The organism is Acinetobacter sp. WCHAc060033 (genome assembly GCF_004209125.1).
In the GTDB taxonomy this organism is placed as follows: Bacteria; Pseudomonadota; Gammaproteobacteria; order Pseudomonadales; family Moraxellaceae; genus Acinetobacter; species Acinetobacter wuhouensis.
Genome location: NZ_SGSW01000006.1, coordinates 93,340 through 108,466, shown reverse-complemented (window position 1 = coordinate 108,466; position 15,127 = coordinate 93,340). Strand labels below are relative to the sequence as shown.

Sequence of the window (15,127 nt, the reverse complement as noted above, 5' to 3'; positions counted from 1 at the left end):
GATGAATATTCAATCTGATACTTAAATAGTTTCGATCTTCCACTCACCCGCAACATTCACCATTTTGTGAGTTGCATACGGTACAGAGTTTAAATCATCATTACCCAATAACTGAATTACACTTAAGCCTTGTGTACGTGCTGTTGCAATCGCATCAAGTAAAGCAGGTTCTGTTCCTTTTGGCGCAACCACTTTCTCGATTTTTTGATGCTGACCTGCGGTTAAAGTATATAAGTCACAAGAGAAACCTGTTGCAGGACGCGCACGACCAAAGTGTTCGCCAATACCATCATAACGTCCGCCTTTGGCTAATGGCTCTGCACGATTTGGTGCATAGACTGCATACATTAACCCAGTGTGGTAGTGATATGAACGAAGCTCTACAACATCGATACCAATCTTTAGATTTGGCCAACGTGTTTGGATTTCTGTTTGTGTGGTACGAAGTGCATCAACTGCTTGTTTAAACGCAACATCCGCAAGAATTTCTGTGCTTAAGTTCGCTTGCAAAGCTTCAAAATCACTTGCATAACGACCTAAGGCATAAAAATCTGCACCAAATTTTAAATCTTGAGTAAATTCAGCAAGCTCAGGTAAAGCTTTACGTTGATAAAGATCAGACAACTGACGTTCAGTCGATTTATTTAGACCTGCATGTTTGACTAAACTTCTGAATAAGCCAACATGCCCTAAATCCAAATGAATACCGTCTTCTAAACCTGCTGTTTTAATCAAGTTCAGCATCACATCGATCAGTTCAACGTCTGCATCTATACTGTCTGAACCAAATAATTCTGCACCTAACTGTAAAGGCGCACGCGTGGTATTGAAACCTTGTGGTTTAGTATGAAGTACTGTTCCTGCATAGCAGTAACGCGCCACACCTTGTACTTGATGTACATGGGCATCGATACGAGCCACTTGCGGTGTCATATCGGCACGCACACCAAGTAAACGACCTGAAAGTTGGTCGATGACTTTAAAAGTGGCTAAGTCTAAATCTTGATTCGATTCGGAGAGAGAAGAAAGAGATTCGATGTATTCGATAAATGGCGTATACACCAGTTGATAACCTCGAGATGCGAGGAAATCTAAAGCTTTACGACGCAATTGTTCGATGACTTGCGCTTGCTCTGGTAATACATCAGCTACACCATCAGGTAATAACCATGTCTCTGAAATGGGCATGTTGTAAACCTAAATCCTGTCTGCGCGGAACTAATCCGCATAAAAAAATCGGGAACACACCCGATTTCTCTAATTTTAGCACGATCATTGGCACTGTGCATTAGACTTTTGCAGAAAAAATGCGTTTCATACCCAATTAAATGCTTTTTGGTCTTTTACTTGATTTATAGATATTTTAAATTCTCTTTTATTGTGATTCCTTGTGATCTATTTCGACTTATCAAGTGTTCATATATCAACTTGGGCTATATAGATGGTGTCTTCCAAGTCAAAAAACCAATTAATTGTAAAGGACTGGTGACAATATCAAATGTGATTGCTAACGGATATAAAGCAATGTTCTTGGCAGTTTGTGCCACTTTTGATTTTTCAATCGTTTGATAAACAACCAAATCAACAGGTTGTTTGAAGCGATGCTGTAACTGGTTTTTATTAGCAACTTGCTGTGCCAAACGTAAATCCACAGCAATGTCCAATTTACACTGCAATTCCACCTTACTCTTTACACATTCAAAATCAAACTGTTTAAGCTTTGCTTGGTCTTGTGGCTTCACATGTTGCAAAGATTTTCGATAAACGAGATAAATATTTGCATGCATATTTTTCCTTTGGGTTTCACGCTCTTTTTTCATCTCAAATAGGATAGGATTTTTAGGGTTTTCATTCCCTACCAAACCCAGTGCTAAGTTTGTGTCCCACCCTGCTTGATATAAACTTAAGTTTTGCAAATCGAACTGTTGTAAAATTTGATTCAAGTTTTGAGTTGTTATTTTCGACTTCTGATCTGAAGTCACTAAGTAGCTATACTTTTCACCTGCAATGACCAATGCATCTTCATAACCTGAGATAGGCTGACTCGCACGCCCAATTGCAATCAACTGATCTCGCATCACCAATGCTTTTTTTGTACTATAGTGATCTTGTTCATGAACAGCTACTGTTAAAAGGGTTGTAGCACACCCCGACAACCCGATTCCCAACAGAGACAATATCATCATTATTCTTTGGTAATTTTTCATTATTCATGCGTCCTTAATATTATCTTTTTAATGATTAAAATTTTATGGCAAATTAGAAAATTTCACTGAACTCAGTAATAGCAACAATACTAAGATCAAGTCAAAGGTAAAACTGTCGTTAATTTTATTTTTTGCAATGGAATCTCCGTTTTTACATTCTGAATTCCTGCAATTTTATTTAAGTGATTAATCTGAAATTTACGGTAAGCTTCTAAATCAGAAACGACTATCCTTAAAAAGAAGTCACAATCCCCCGCCATCAACTGGCATTCCACAATTTCAGGGATATTCATAATTGCATCAATAAATTGATTTACCGTCTTTTCATCTTGGCTTTTCAACCAAATTCGAGCAAAGACTGTAAGCCCTAAATTTACCTTCTGTGGATTGACCAATGCCACATAGCGATCAATCACCCCTTCTTCTTCAAGCTGTTTAACGCGTCTTAAACACGGCGATGGTGACAAGCCAATTTTTTCAGCAAGATCATTATTTTGTAATTTTCCATTCTGCTGTAAAGCATGCAGAATACGCTTATCCATTTGATCCATCACGCACCCCAGAATAATAAAGCTATTTAATATCAAAAATAGCACATTTTCAGCAATAAAATTTTAAATATAAAATTCAAACAAGTGAATAAAGTAAAATATAGCGTCCATAAAAGCATAAAATAATTTTCCAATCACCAGTAATGTAATTGAGTTACCACCATGTTCAAGTTCAAAAGCTCTACCCATGAGATCAATGAATCTATTGAATATCGTGAGTTTCTTCGTGGTGTGAAAATTTCAATTCCTATGCTTTTGGGGATTATTCCATTTGCCTTGGTTTTAGGCACTCAAGCAGCACAGAAAGGCTTTTCTGCGCTAGAAGTTCCCTTACTGACTGGGTTGAATTTCGCAGGCGGTTCAGAATTTGCGATTATTGAAGTGTGGACGCAACCACCCCAACTGATGTTTCTGATTTTGATCACTTTCTTAGTCAATAGTCGTCATATTTTAATGGGGGCAAGTTTAGCACCATATATTCGCCATTTACCTAATCGTAAAGCCTTACCGTTATTGTTCTTTATGTGCGATGAAAGCTGGGCTTTAAGCATTACCGATGCGCACAAAAATAACCCACGAAATCCCTATGCAGGTTTTAGTGTGTTCTTCTATATCGGTTTGTGTTTCGCCCTCTATGTAATGTGGGTCGTGTTTACCACTTTGGGCGTAGGAATTGGTTCATTTTTAGGTGATGTGACAAAGTTTGGCTTTGATATGGCATTCCCTGCCGTGTTCTTAGTTTTATTACGTGGCATGTGGAAAGGCTTTAAACCTGCGTTACCGTGGTTGATGAGTTTAATTGCTGCTGCACTGGCTTATCTTTATTTACCGAAAGGTTGGTATGTTTTAGTCGGTTCCGTGACTGGCATTATCGCAGCAATATTGTTTATTGGAGATGAAGAATGATCCATATTCCTACACTCATTGCCATTATTTGTGTTGCTTTAACCACCTATTCCACACGAGTTTTAGGCTATTTATTGCTTAAAAACAGAAAATTAAGCAAAAGAACGACACAGATTTTACAAGTGATTCCAGGATGTGTACTGATTTCAGTGATTGCACCTTATTTTGTTTCAGACAATCCTGCTAATTTAATTGCAATTGCTATTACATTTCTTGCAGCATGCTATTTATCATTATTACCGACAGTTTTAATCAGTATCATTGCCACAGGTCTTTTGAGATACTTAATGGTCTAAGGTGGTATCTCAAACACCAATCGGCTTAACTTTAAAATATTGAATTAAGATGAAGCATTTCTTTGCAATATTTTGATTAATTCAGCATTTTGAAACTCAACCTGCGTCAAACGATTTGAAGTATTGTCCAATACCTCTTGTTGCACATGCATCTTCTTGGCTAAATCCTGCATGATTTCCAAAGTTTGTTTTAAATGTTGCTCTTGAGATTGGATCTTTTGAGTTTTTATTTCTACAGCTTCAGCAAGCGCTTTGTTTTCCTTGGTTAATTTCCCCATTTGCCAAATCAATAACATCATTGCCAAATAGATAATGCCCATCCCGATATAAATAAAAACCATACGTCCCCCATATCCATTTAATAAAATCGTTCTAATTTTCAAAAGTAAAAACTAATCGCTTCAATCAATGCTCAATTGTCTTTCAAATACTAAGCAATAAATGATTCACATAAGTCTAATAATCGGTTGGCATAGCCCCATTCATTGTCATACCACGCAAAAACTTTTGCCTGATGCCCAACCACCATAGTTTGGGTTAAATCCACCACCAATGAATAAGGTGAATGGTTAAAGTCACTTGAAACCAATAATTCATCCGTTACAGACATGATTTCAGCATAATCATACTTTGCAGCTTTAATCAGTGTCTGATTGATCAGATGTGCTGTAACCGGTGATTTTGAAATAAAGGTTAAATCAATCGCTGCAACATTAATGGTGGGAACACGAATCGAAAAACCATCAATCCGCCCATCCATTTTTGGCATCACTTGTTTTAAAGCGCCTAAGGCTGAAGATGTGGTCGGAATAATATTTTGTCCTGAAGCTCTAGCACGACGCAAATCACGATGTGCATGATCTAAAACCGATTGATCGGCTGTCACTGCATGAATTTCGGTCATTAAAGCCGTATCAATCCCAAAAGCATCATCAATAATTTTTACCAAAGGCACTAAAGCTTGTGTGGTACATGACACACTGGAAATAATTTGATCTGTTGCTTTCACATCATGGTGATTGACACCATAAACAATTGCAGCATCAACTGTATCAAATGGTGCAGCCCCAATAATCACACGTTTAGCGCCAGCTAGAATATGTTGAGTTGCAGCTTCACGAGAACGGAAAAGACCTGTACATTCAAGCACGATGTCTACACTTAAATCTTGCCACGGCAATAATTCAGGTTTCGGCTGTCTTAAAATTTGAACACGAAGTTTGGTTTGACGTGCGTCGATACATAAATAAATCTTGTTATTTTCTTCTTCAATATTTACAGCACCATCAAAACGACCATGGGTTGTATCGTATTTAAATAAGTGAACTAAAGTTTCAACATCTGCAACATCATTGATCGCTACGATTTCAAAATGGAATGGTTTTGGATTTTCAAACCAAGCTCGGAGTACATTTCGTCCAATTCGCCCAAATCCGTTAATCGCCACACGTTGCATCGTTGATCCTTAAAGTTGAAACAAGGGATTTCATGCTTATGTTATCGGATTTCTTGGCTTTAGGGAGGATATTTGTCAAAATGAATTAGAAATATTCAAGTTAAAAACAATACAGCAACTTTTGATAAAATTGAGAATTTTAAAATGGTGAATTTAAAACAAGTCTTATATCTTTTCTTAGCTTCAATCATGTTCTCAAGCCCTACACTTCATGCAAAGCCAATTTATATTTCTTGTAATGCGCAACAAAGCTTGCAACTTATTCAAAAATTCCATCTCTTATCCGATCTAACAATAAAACATGAGGAAATTGAAAATCGCTCTGATTGCATTCAACTCAATGATTCACAAGTATTGATTACAACAGCCAATATGATAGATGCGAAGCAAGATGATTATCAGATCAATCTTATTTTAATTGATATTCACAAACAAAGGCTATTGATGCGCTATCAACATCCTCAATTTGTTTCAGAAGCGAATGGTCGATTCTCATCAATTAAATTTGATCGTGTCCCATACTCAAACTTAGCTGAACAACATGTAATCGGATTAAAAACTCATCTTTACAATATCGGTGAGCACAGCTATGACTTAGATAAATTCAATTTATTCCGTATTATTTATAGCACTCCGACTGCTAAAAACAATAAAATTCAATGGGTTTTAAAAAACCTAAATACTCAAATCCAATCAAGTTGGCGACCTATGTATGATTGTGATGAAAGTACCAGTGATGAGATAAAAAGTATTTTTATTTTGAAAAATAATCAGAATCATCAATTAGAGGATATTTTACTCAAACAAACTAAAAAGTCTGTCGATACCGATGAAAAATGTAAAACCAAACGAGTCAATCAAATACAGCAACAATTGTTAAAATTTAATGGAGAGTCCTACCAAATCGACAGAACGCAATTGTTGTATTCGGATGATTTGAAAGATGAATAAAATAATAAAGTGAAAATTTCTGATTTAAATTTTTTCTATTACGACAACAGAACGGATTAGCATCCGTTCTGTTACTAACAATCTGCGTAAATTCAATTTGAAGTATTAATCGACTTCCAACACCATCGCAGCACCAATACCACCCGCAGCACATGCCGTGGTTAAAGCCACACCACCGCCACGGCGTTTCAGCTCATGTACAGTCTGACCGATCACACGCCCACCCGTTGCCCCAAATGGATGACCATAAGCAACTGAACCACCATTCACATTGAGAAGATCAAAATTCACTTCGCCCACCGCCTGAGAACGGTTTAATACCGTCTTAGCATAACTGTCTGACGCTAAACCCTTAATATTACACAAGACCTGACCTGCAAAAGCCTCATGCATATCAATCAGTGTCATTTCTGCAAGTGGAATACCTGCTCGTTCCAATGCAATTGGCGCTGCCAACACAGGTCCCATTAACAAATCTTCTTTAGGTGTTTTCGCAGCAAAAGCATAGGAACGAATATAGCCAATCGGTTCAAAACCTAAAGCTTTGGCTTTTTCTTCACTCATCAACAAAACAGCCGAAGCACCATCCGTCAAAGGACTGGCATTACCTGCTGTCACCGTACCTTTGCCCGAAAGATCAAAAACAGGTTTTAATTTGTCATAAGCTTCACGCTTCGGATTTTGACGGACAAGGTTATCTTCTTTTAAAGTTTTGCCTGAACTTAAAGTTGCTGTCAGCACTTGCTGATCTAAATAGCCTTGTTTCCACGCATTGTCTGCATTGAAGTGTGATTTAAATGCAAGATCATCTTGCTCACTACGGCTGATGCCCCATTTTTTCACCATTTGTTCACAACTTTGCCCCATGGTTTCATGGGTGGAATATTCTGTAATCGAAGGTTGTTGTGGCAAAATATCACTCGGACGTAATGCAGACAGTAATTTCAAACGATCTTTCAGTGTTTTGGCAAAATTGACATCACGCAATGTTGAAGAAAATTTTGCAGACATCGGTAAACGCACACTACTGGTCGAGTCTGTTCCACCTGCAATAATAATATCCGCATTGCCCGCTAGGATCGTTTCAGCCGCACTGGTGATAGTTTGAAAGCTGGTCGCACATGCCCGTGTAATACTATAAGCATCGACATTTTCCAAGCCTGCCTGTAAAGCAATCTCACGGGCAATAAATGGCGCTTCTGGAATCATGACTGTCATTCCAAAAACCAATTGGTCGATGTCATCTTTATTTAAATTATTACGTTTGATCAGCTCATTGACCACCATCACGCCTAAATCAATCGCATTCAAATCTTTATAATGTGTTGCAATACGGGCAAATGGAGTACGCACCGCATCCACAATGGCAATGCGTCCATGCTTATTAGATAACTCTACTTTACTGTTCACTTTTGTTCCTTAAAATTATTTTAATCAAAATGACGATAACCGAGAGTAATGGTCTGTGCGTTTATTCAACAATGGCTGAACTGACAATTCTGACTAATATTTATGTGCATAGTTGTTCTTAAATACAAAACTGTATTTTTATGATTTGCTACATTTTCATCTTTAAACAATGTCTCTAATCTTGGCTTCAATGATTGTCATTTAAAAGATATGCTATGATCCAAGTTCTTAAAAATGATGAAAAGCAATACAAATTACAACACAACCTAGAATGTAACAATCTTGCGAGGATCTCCCCCCTTATTGATTCTGAATTGAGACAAAAAATGCTTTTAAAATCACCATTATTCCTGATGCTCGGCTTAAATACTTTATTGCTCACTATGCAAAGCCATGCTGCAGAAACCTATCAGCGTTGTTCAGAACAACAAGAACAAATCATTCAAAAATTTAAATTACTGACGCATAAGTTTGACCAGACTGATGCAAAAACATATAAAAGTTGCATTAACTTAGATCAACAACAAAGATTTCAACTGATTGCCATTAGCCAACCCATTTCATACCAAGATTATAATGATATGAAACATGACTTAAATCTTTATCTCATTGATTCATCATCAAATAAAGTATTACAGCGATATAAAGATCCCAGCAGTCACATAACAGATGCAGAACGCTATGATGGTGTGAAATTGCATACCACAAAATTTTCAACACTCACCAATACGCATGTCGTTGGTGTAGAGACTGGTAGTTCACACGAAGGTGGATTTTCTTATCGCCATAACAATCTGGCTTTATTTAAAATTGATTCCAAACAGCCAATTAAAGAAATTTTTAGTGGTATAGGCACTGATGATAGCGGCTACGTCAATGCCAGTTGTGGACAAGACAATCCATCCTCAGAAGTAAAACGCATTTTTGTTTTAAGTAATCAACTAAGTAATGGCTTACAAAATATCATTTTAAAAGAACAAAAAAATCAAATCATTGGCAATGAAAATACATGCAAAGTAAAAAGGAATACGTTCAAACAACAACAAACTTTGAAATTTAATGGCAAAGAATACAAGTTACAACATCACAATTTACTGGGTATAGATCCTTTTTAAACATAGGTTGCAATGATGATGCCATTACAATTTAAATTTACACTATTTTTGAGTGTAATCATGCTCATGATGAGTACACAAAGCTTTGCAACTGAAAAATATGCTGTGTGTTCAACCACAGAAATAAAGCAGATTAACCAACGCCATACACTTAAATTACGACCAGAAGCCCTTCAAAACACCCCAGTAAATTCATTTAACGACTATGCCTGTATAAAAACAACACCCAATCATCTATTCATCTTTGCTTATATCTCAGAGGGCAATCCAGATTCGAATGAAAATCAAGATTACAACCTTTCCATTCTTGTTTTGGGTACTGATCAGAAGCTATTAAGCAGACTAGAACAAAAGGGCTTTTTCCCATTTAGTGGTTTAGAGTTTGAAGGAATACGTCTAGAAAACGTGCCATTTTCCACACTCAAAAATACAACCGTATTTGGGCTTTCAAGTCGCGAAAGTAAATTTGGTGATCCAAGTTTTAGCAATCATGAACTCAACTTATTTCAGATCAATTCATCTGGGAAAATACACCAAATTTTATATCATTTTCCTAGCTATACCTACTCAACGCTATCTCGCTCTCAATGCCATGATGCGACGACTGATCTAATAGACCGTAAACTAATACTCTCCGATCAACTCAGTCATGGCTTGCAAAACATTATAATAAAAGAAACCAAAACCACTCACGGTTCAGATTATAAAACCTGTAAAAGCAGTGAAAATAAATATAACCGTCAACACATTATGAAATTTAATGGCGTGCAATATATTTACAATGAAGCAAAATTTTTACAAAGCGACGGCATTTAAAATCATGCTTTGTTTAAAACAGTAGAAAAACCTACAATTCACCTGAAAGCCATTGGTACAATGGTGTTTTTCCGTTATACTTTGGCGTTTTTAAAAATTAAGCCCGTGTGTTGACTAAGCATAAAAATCAGACTTAGATACACACTTTTAGCCAATATGAGAATTAAGGAGTGACTTGGTTGTGAGTACTCGTTTTATGACAACTGCTGAAATACGTGAAGCATTTTTGCGTTACTTTGAATCGCAAGGACATACACGTGTCGCGTCGAGTTCACTTGTACCCGCCAACGACCCTACTCTGCTGTTCACCAATGCAGGGATGAACCAATTCAAAGACTGTTTCTTAGGTCTTGAAAAACGTGACTATGTCCGTGCAACGACTTCACAGAAATGTGTTCGTGCAGGTGGTAAACACAACGACTTAGACAATGTCGGTTATACCGCACGTCACCATACCTTCTTTGAAATGTTGGGTAACTTCTCTTTTGGTGATTACTTCAAACATGATGCAATCCGTTTTGCTTGGGACTTCCTCACAGGTGAAGAATGGTTAGCATTACCTAAAGATAAACTCTATGCCACTGTTTATCATACCGATGATGAAGCGTTTGACATCTGGAACAAAGAAATTGGTTTAGATGCAAGCCGTATCATCCGTATTGGTGATAACAAAGGCGAAAAATACGCATCAGATAACTTCTGGGCAATGGGTGACACAGGTCCTTGTGGTCCATGTTCAGAAATTTTCTTTGACCACGGTGATCACATCTGGGGTGGCTTACCTGGCTCACCTGAAGAAGATGGCGACCGTTTCATTGAAATCTGGAACAACGTATTCATGCAGTTCAACCGTACTGCAGATGGCGTATTGCATAATCTTCCTGCTCCTTCTGTTGATACAGGAATGGGACTGGAGCGTATTTCTGCTGTTTTACAACATGTAAACTCAAACTACGAAACTGATCTGTTCCAGCACTTGTTAAAATCTGCTGCTGAAATTATCGGTGTAGATACCACAGAAGCTGTTGCAACTGCACAAGCAAACAACAGCCCTGTTGAATACCCTGCTTCACTTAAAGTGGTCGCGGATCATGCACGTTCTTGCTGCTTCCTGATTGCGGATGGTGTGAATCCATCCAATGAAGGTCGTGGTTATGTGCTACGTCGTATTATCCGCCGTGCTGTACGTCATGGTAATAAAATGGGCGCAACAGGTACATTCTTCTACAAAATGTTGCAACCTTTGATCGACGTAATGGGCGAAGCGTATCCTGAACTTGCTGAACGTCGTCAAGTGATTGAAACTGCATTGATCCGTGAAGAAGAACAGTTTGCAAAAACTTTAGAGCAAGGTTTGAAATTGCTTGAAGGTGAACTGGCGAACTTAAAAGGCAATGTGATTGCCGGTGAAACCGTATTTAAACTTTATGATACCTATGGTTTCCCTACAGATTTAACTGCTGATATTGCACGTGAACGTGATTTAACCATTGACGAAGCTGGTTTCGAAGTTGAAATGGCTGCTCAACGTCAACGTGCCCGCGATGCAGGTAAATTCGCTGTTGATTACAACTCTATTGTTAAAGTAGATGGTGAAACTCAGTTTGATGGCTATGATGCAACACAAGGTCAAGGTCAGATTGTTGCGATCTACAAAGATGGTGTACAGGTTGATGAAGTTGTTGAAGGTGATGAAGCACTCATCGTATTGAACCAGACGCCTTTCTATGCAGAAAGCGGTGGTCAGATTGGTGATACAGGTATTTTCAAAAACGATACAGGTATCTTTGAAGTTCAGGATACTAAAAAATCGGGTGGCGCATTCGTTCATCAAGGTATCGTGACTGTAGGTAGTTTAAAAGCAACTCAAGCGGTTGAAGCGATTGTCAAAGCAGATATCCGTGAAGCGACTGCACGTAACCACTCTGCGACTCACCTTTTACATGCTGCTTTACGTCAAGTGCTTGGCGAACATGTACAACAAAAAGGTTCTTTGGTTGCGTCTGACATTTTACGTTTTGACTTTGCCAATGACCAACCTGTGACATTTGCTCAAATTCAACAAATTGAACGTATTGTCAATGCTGAAGTGATTGCCAATACTGTGGTTTCTACTGAACTTTTAGACATCGATACTGCCAAAGAAAAAGGCGCAATGATGCTGTTCGGTGAAAAGTATGGCGATGAAGTACGTGTACTTTCTATGGGTACCACAAAAGATGAGAAGAACTTCTCTATCGAATTGTGTGGTGGTATCCACGTAAAACGTACAGGTGATATCGGTTTATTCAAAATCACTTCTGAAGGTGGTGTTGCTGCGGGTGTACGTCGTATCGAAGCGGTTACAGGGACTAAAGCACTTGAAACTGTACAAAAAGTTGATGCAGACATTGTTCACATCAATGACTTATTAAAAGCGCAAAAAGATCAGACTGTTGAAAAAGTTGAAGCAACTGTTGAAACAGCACATCAATTGCAAAAGCAAATTGAACAATTGAATCAAAAATTGGCGAATTTCCAAGCATCTGAACTGATGGGTCAAGTTCAGAACATCGCAGGTCGCCAGACACTTATTGCCACTGTTCATGGTCAGGATGCGAAATCTGTTCGCCATCTTCATGACAGTGTCAAATCTAAATTAGACAATGCAGTGATCGTGCTCGCAGGTGTTGACGCTGATAAAGTCAGTCTGATTGCATCTGTAGCGAAAGATTTCACTGCAAATCTAAAAGCGGGTGACATCATCAAACACTTAGCGACAGAGCTGGGTGGTAAAGGTGGTGGTAAACCTGACTTAGCACAAGGTGGCGCGCCACTAAACGAGAAGTTTGAACCAGTTATGGCAGATCTTACTGCTTGGCTTGCTCAAAAATAATAACTTCACCTTTTGTGTAAATGACTCTAATGCCAATTAGAGTCACTGCTTATATGGAACAAACATGGCATTAATCGTTCAAAAATATGGCGGTACCTCTATGGGTACTCCTGAGCGCATTTTAAATGTTGCTCGTCGCGTAAAGCGTTGGCATGATCACGGACACAAGGTTGTCGTAGTTGTATCAGCAATGAGTGGTGAAACCAACCGCTTATTGGCTTTAGCGAAAGCCATTACCGAAACCCCTGATCCTCGTGAACTTGACCAAATGGTGTCTACGGGTGAACAGGTAACGATTTCAATGTTAGCAATGGCACTCAATTCAATTGGTGTTGCTGCGAAGTCACTTACTGGTCGTCAGGTTGGGATTAAAACTGACAATTCATATACCAAAGCGCGTATTGAATCAATCGACACAGATGTAATGACTGGGCACTTAGATGCAGGTCGTGTGATTGTCGTTGCAGGTTTCCAAGGTTTTGATGCTGAAGGAAATACCACAACCTTAGGTCGTGGTGGTTCAGATACTTCAGGTGTTGCCCTTGCTGCTGCACTGAAAGCAGATGAATGTCAGATTTATACCGATGTGGACGGTGTTTATACCACTGACCCTCGTGTTGCACCAAAAGCTAAAAAAGTTGATCGCATTTCATTTGAAGAAATGCTTGAAATGGCATCGCTTGGTTCAAAAGTTCTGCAAATTCGTTCTGTAGAATTTGCAGGAAAATACCAAGTGCCTTTACGCGTATTATCAAGTTTTGATAATGACGATGATGGCGCATTCGACGAAGAATTTAAGAAAAACGTCGGAACACTAATCACCACTGAAGCGGAAGACAACATGGAAAATCCTATTATTTCAGGTATCGCATTTAACCGTGACGAAGCAAAATTAACTATTTTAGGTGTTCCTGATGAACCAGGTATTGCCTCTAAAATTTTGTCACCGATTGGTGCTGCAAATGTTGAAGTGGATATGATTATCCAAAACGTTGAAGAAGATGGTACAACTGACTTCACATTTACAGTAAATCGTGGTGAATTGAAAAAAGCTAAAGCGATTTTAGAAGAAACAGCACGTGCAATTGGTGCGCGTGAAGTTGCAACACGTGATGATATCGTTAAAGTATCAATCGTAGGCGTAGGTATGCGTTCACATGCAGGCGTTGCGAGTAAAATGTTTACTGCACTTGCTGATGAAGGCATCAATATCCTGATGATTTCAACTTCAGAGATCAAAATTTCTGTGATTATTGAAGAAAATTACTTAGAACTTGCAGTTCGTACGCTTCACACTGCTTTCGGTTTAGACCGTGAACATGGTGAATCAAGCGTTCGTGCATAATATTTGATCAAGTAACGCAATTTATTTGCTATTTTGACCAATAAAAAAACTGAGCCACTATAGTGTTTTCTATAGTGGCTCTGTTATATTAGGTTTGAGGTTTTAGAAAATTTTCGACAGAGTGATGAAAAAGTGAAAAACTTGTCACATTATTCTGTTAGAATTATTTTGCTATTTAAGGTTGTGTTTTCTAATTTTAGAAATTGTCGCAGGTTTAGCGTTTAAGCAAGGAGATAAACATGCTGATTCTGACCCGTCGTGTCGGAGAAACTTTGATGATTGGGGATCAAGTCAGTGTTACTGTGCTTGGTGTTAAAGGCAATCAAGTTCGTATTGGTGTGAATGCACCAAAAGAAGTTTCTGTACACCGCGAAGAAATTTATCAACGTATTCAACATGAACGTGCTATGCACGAACATTTGCAACATATTGATCAAGATTATCAACCTTCTTATGAAGATGATAATGCGCAGAACACGTATAACCGTTAAGGTTAAATCTTGTTTTGAAAAATAAAGCGACTCAAAAGGTCGCTTTAAATTTTTTAACTATATGTTTTTAATTGTGTTATTGAATAATTTATTCAATACCTAATGCCTTCTTTACAGGTCCATAACTACGGCGATGCTGGTCGATCACACCATGTTCAGCAATCGCTTCATAGTGTGCTTTGGTTGGATAACCCTTATGTTTAGCAAAACCAAATTGTGGATATTGCTGATCTAATTCAACCATTTCATGATCACGAGTCACTTTAGCAAGAATACTGGCAGCACTAATTTCTGCGTGTAATGCATCCCCGCCAACAACAGCATCACAGCTCATTTGTAGGCCTTTAGGTACTTTGTTTCCATCTACAAGTACATGCTCTGGAGGAATTTTTAAACCTTCTACAGCACGACGCATAGCCAATAATGATGCTTGGAGAATATTAATTTCATCAATTTCTTGATGAGATGCTTCTGCAATTGACCATGCCAAAGCTTTTTCTTTTATTTCAATGAATAACTTTTCACGTTTTTTTTCCGTTAATTTTTTTGAATCATTTAATCCTTCAATCGGATTATTTGGATCTAAAATTACGGCAGCAGCTACAACCGAACCCACCAATGGTCCTCTACCCGCTTCATCTACACCAGCAATTAACATTTTCATTCCTATCAAAATAAAAGGCTGAACGAGTCAGCCTTTTATAATTC

At 38.2% G+C, this 15,127-nt stretch carries 15 protein-coding genes; 8 read left to right on the top strand and 7 right to left on the bottom strand.

The genetic code is table 11. From position 1 onward, the window contains the following. Nucleotides 1-21: 21 nt before the first annotated feature. The 3 genes from EXE10_RS03985 to EXE10_RS03975 form a co-directional block, all read right to left on the bottom strand. Nucleotides 22-1,188, bottom strand: a complete 1,167-nt coding sequence (locus EXE10_RS03985; protein WP_130112435.1) for an ATP phosphoribosyltransferase regulatory subunit — start codon at nucleotides 1,186-1,188, stop codon at nucleotides 22-24. A 245-nt stretch (nucleotides 1,189-1,433) separates the two neighbouring features. Then, entirely contained in the window at nucleotides 1,434-2,207 is a 774-nt protein-coding gene (locus EXE10_RS03980; protein ID WP_130112434.1) for a hypothetical protein, read from the bottom strand. Between the two features lie 95 nt (nucleotides 2,208-2,302). Then, nucleotides 2,303-2,758 (bottom strand): Lrp/AsnC family transcriptional regulator, encoded by a 456-nt coding sequence (locus EXE10_RS03975; protein WP_068974235.1) that lies wholly within the window; start codon nucleotides 2,756-2,758, stop codon nucleotides 2,303-2,305. A 162-nt stretch (nucleotides 2,759-2,920) separates the two neighbouring features. Here EXE10_RS03975 and EXE10_RS03970 point away from each other — a divergent pair, with 162 nt between their 5' ends. Beyond that, a complete protein-coding gene (locus tag EXE10_RS03970; protein WP_130112433.1) occupies nucleotides 2,921-3,664 on the top strand; it encodes an AzlC family ABC transporter permease in 744 nt (247 codons plus the stop codon). After that, nucleotides 3,661-3,960, top strand: a complete 300-nt coding sequence (locus EXE10_RS03965) for an AzlD family protein (RefSeq protein ID WP_087552026.1) — start codon at nucleotides 3,661-3,663, stop codon at nucleotides 3,958-3,960. The genes EXE10_RS03970 and EXE10_RS03965 overlap by 4 nt, the downstream gene beginning before the upstream one ends. 44 nt (nucleotides 3,961-4,004) lie before the next feature. Here EXE10_RS03965 and EXE10_RS03960 read toward each other — a convergent pair whose 3' ends face one another. Then, complete coding sequence (locus EXE10_RS03960; protein WP_087552025.1) at nucleotides 4,005-4,301, bottom strand: hypothetical protein; 297 nt, start codon at nucleotides 4,299-4,301, stop codon at nucleotides 4,005-4,007. An 89-nt stretch (nucleotides 4,302-4,390) separates the two neighbouring features. Beyond that, nucleotides 4,391-5,416, bottom strand: coding sequence for a type I glyceraldehyde-3-phosphate dehydrogenase (locus EXE10_RS03955; protein WP_130112432.1), 1,026 nt, complete (start codon nucleotides 5,414-5,416; stop codon nucleotides 4,391-4,393). A gap of 144 nt (nucleotides 5,417-5,560) precedes the next feature. Here EXE10_RS03955 and EXE10_RS03950 point away from each other — a divergent pair, with 144 nt between their 5' ends. Beyond that, nucleotides 5,561-6,367 carry a hypothetical protein gene (locus tag EXE10_RS03950; protein ID WP_130112431.1) on the top strand — a complete coding sequence of 269 codons (807 nt, stop codon included), beginning with the start codon at nucleotides 5,561-5,563 and terminating at the stop codon, nucleotides 6,365-6,367. Nucleotides 6,368-6,472: 105 nt separating this feature from the next. On the opposite strand, the gene fadI is transcribed toward EXE10_RS03950, so the two are convergent. Beyond that, on the bottom strand, nucleotides 6,473-7,777 hold the full coding sequence (gene fadI / locus EXE10_RS03945) for an acetyl-CoA C-acyltransferase FadI (RefSeq protein ID WP_130112430.1): 1,305 nt from the start codon (nucleotides 7,775-7,777) through the stop codon (nucleotides 6,473-6,475). A gap of 326 nt (nucleotides 7,778-8,103) precedes the next feature. On the opposite strand from fadI, the gene EXE10_RS03940 reads away from it, so the two are divergent. The 5 genes from EXE10_RS03940 (at nucleotide 8,104) to csrA (ending at nucleotide 14,419) form a co-directional block, all read left to right on the top strand. After that, the gene (locus EXE10_RS03940) at nucleotides 8,104-8,892 is read left to right on the top strand and encodes a hypothetical protein (protein ID WP_130112429.1); all 789 of its coding nucleotides are present in this window, start codon (nucleotides 8,104-8,106) and stop codon (nucleotides 8,890-8,892) included. Between the two features lie 15 nt (nucleotides 8,893-8,907). After that, nucleotides 8,908-9,708 (top strand): hypothetical protein, encoded by an 801-nt coding sequence (locus tag EXE10_RS03935; protein ID WP_130112428.1) that lies wholly within the window; start codon nucleotides 8,908-8,910, stop codon nucleotides 9,706-9,708. A 181-nt stretch (nucleotides 9,709-9,889) separates the two neighbouring features. Next, on the top strand, nucleotides 9,890-12,583 hold the full coding sequence (gene alaS / locus EXE10_RS03930; protein ID WP_171478485.1) for an alanine--tRNA ligase: 2,694 nt from the start codon (nucleotides 9,890-9,892) through the stop codon (nucleotides 12,581-12,583). A 64-nt stretch (nucleotides 12,584-12,647) separates the two neighbouring features. Then, nucleotides 12,648-13,928, top strand: coding sequence for an aspartate kinase (locus EXE10_RS03925; RefSeq protein ID WP_068974245.1), 1,281 nt, complete (start codon nucleotides 12,648-12,650; stop codon nucleotides 13,926-13,928). A gap of 239 nt (nucleotides 13,929-14,167) precedes the next feature. Beyond that, nucleotides 14,168-14,419, top strand: coding sequence for a carbon storage regulator CsrA (gene csrA / locus EXE10_RS03920; protein WP_068974246.1), 252 nt, complete (start codon nucleotides 14,168-14,170; stop codon nucleotides 14,417-14,419). 88 nt (nucleotides 14,420-14,507) lie between these two features. Here csrA and rnhB read toward each other — a convergent pair whose 3' ends face one another. Further along, nucleotides 14,508-15,077 carry a ribonuclease HII gene (rnhB, locus tag EXE10_RS03915; RefSeq protein ID WP_130112427.1) on the bottom strand — a complete coding sequence of 190 codons (570 nt, stop codon included), beginning with the start codon at nucleotides 15,075-15,077 and terminating at the stop codon, nucleotides 14,508-14,510. Nucleotides 15,078-15,127: the final 50 nt, after the last annotated feature.

Bases quoted from the DNA above. Each gene is read 5' to 3' on its own strand.
- EXE10_RS03940 (WP_130112429.1), top strand. From the start codon at position 8,104: ATGCTTTTAAAATCACCATTATTCCTGATGCTCGGCTTAAATACTTTA.
- EXE10_RS03970 (WP_130112433.1), top strand. From the start codon at position 2,921: ATGTTCAAGTTCAAAAGCTCTACCCATGAGATCAATGAATCTATTGAA.
- csrA (WP_068974246.1), top strand. From the start codon at position 14,168: ATGCTGATTCTGACCCGTCGTGTCGGAGAAACTTTGATGATTGGGGAT.
- EXE10_RS03925 (WP_068974245.1), top strand. From the start codon at position 12,648: ATGGCATTAATCGTTCAAAAATATGGCGGTACCTCTATGGGTACTCCT.
- rnhB (WP_130112427.1), bottom strand. From the start codon at position 15,077: ATGTTAATTGCTGGTGTAGATGAAGCGGGTAGAGGACCATTGGTGGGT.
- EXE10_RS03980 (WP_130112434.1), bottom strand. From the start codon at position 2,207: ATGAAAAATTACCAAAGAATAATGATGATATTGTCTCTGTTGGGAATC.
- EXE10_RS03985 (WP_130112435.1), bottom strand. From the start codon at position 1,188: ATGCCCATTTCAGAGACATGGTTATTACCTGATGGTGTAGCTGATGTA.
- EXE10_RS03960 (WP_087552025.1), bottom strand. From the start codon at position 4,301: ATGGTTTTTATTTATATCGGGATGGGCATTATCTATTTGGCAATGATG.
- EXE10_RS03935 (WP_130112428.1), top strand. From the start codon at position 8,908: ATGATGCCATTACAATTTAAATTTACACTATTTTTGAGTGTAATCATG.
- EXE10_RS03965 (WP_087552026.1), top strand. From the start codon at position 3,661: ATGATCCATATTCCTACACTCATTGCCATTATTTGTGTTGCTTTAACC.
- EXE10_RS03955 (WP_130112432.1), bottom strand. From the start codon at position 5,416: ATGCAACGTGTGGCGATTAACGGATTTGGGCGAATTGGACGAAATGTA.
- EXE10_RS03950 (WP_130112431.1), top strand. From the start codon at position 5,561: ATGGTGAATTTAAAACAAGTCTTATATCTTTTCTTAGCTTCAATCATG.
- EXE10_RS03975 (WP_068974235.1), bottom strand. From the start codon at position 2,758: ATGGATCAAATGGATAAGCGTATTCTGCATGCTTTACAGCAGAATGGA.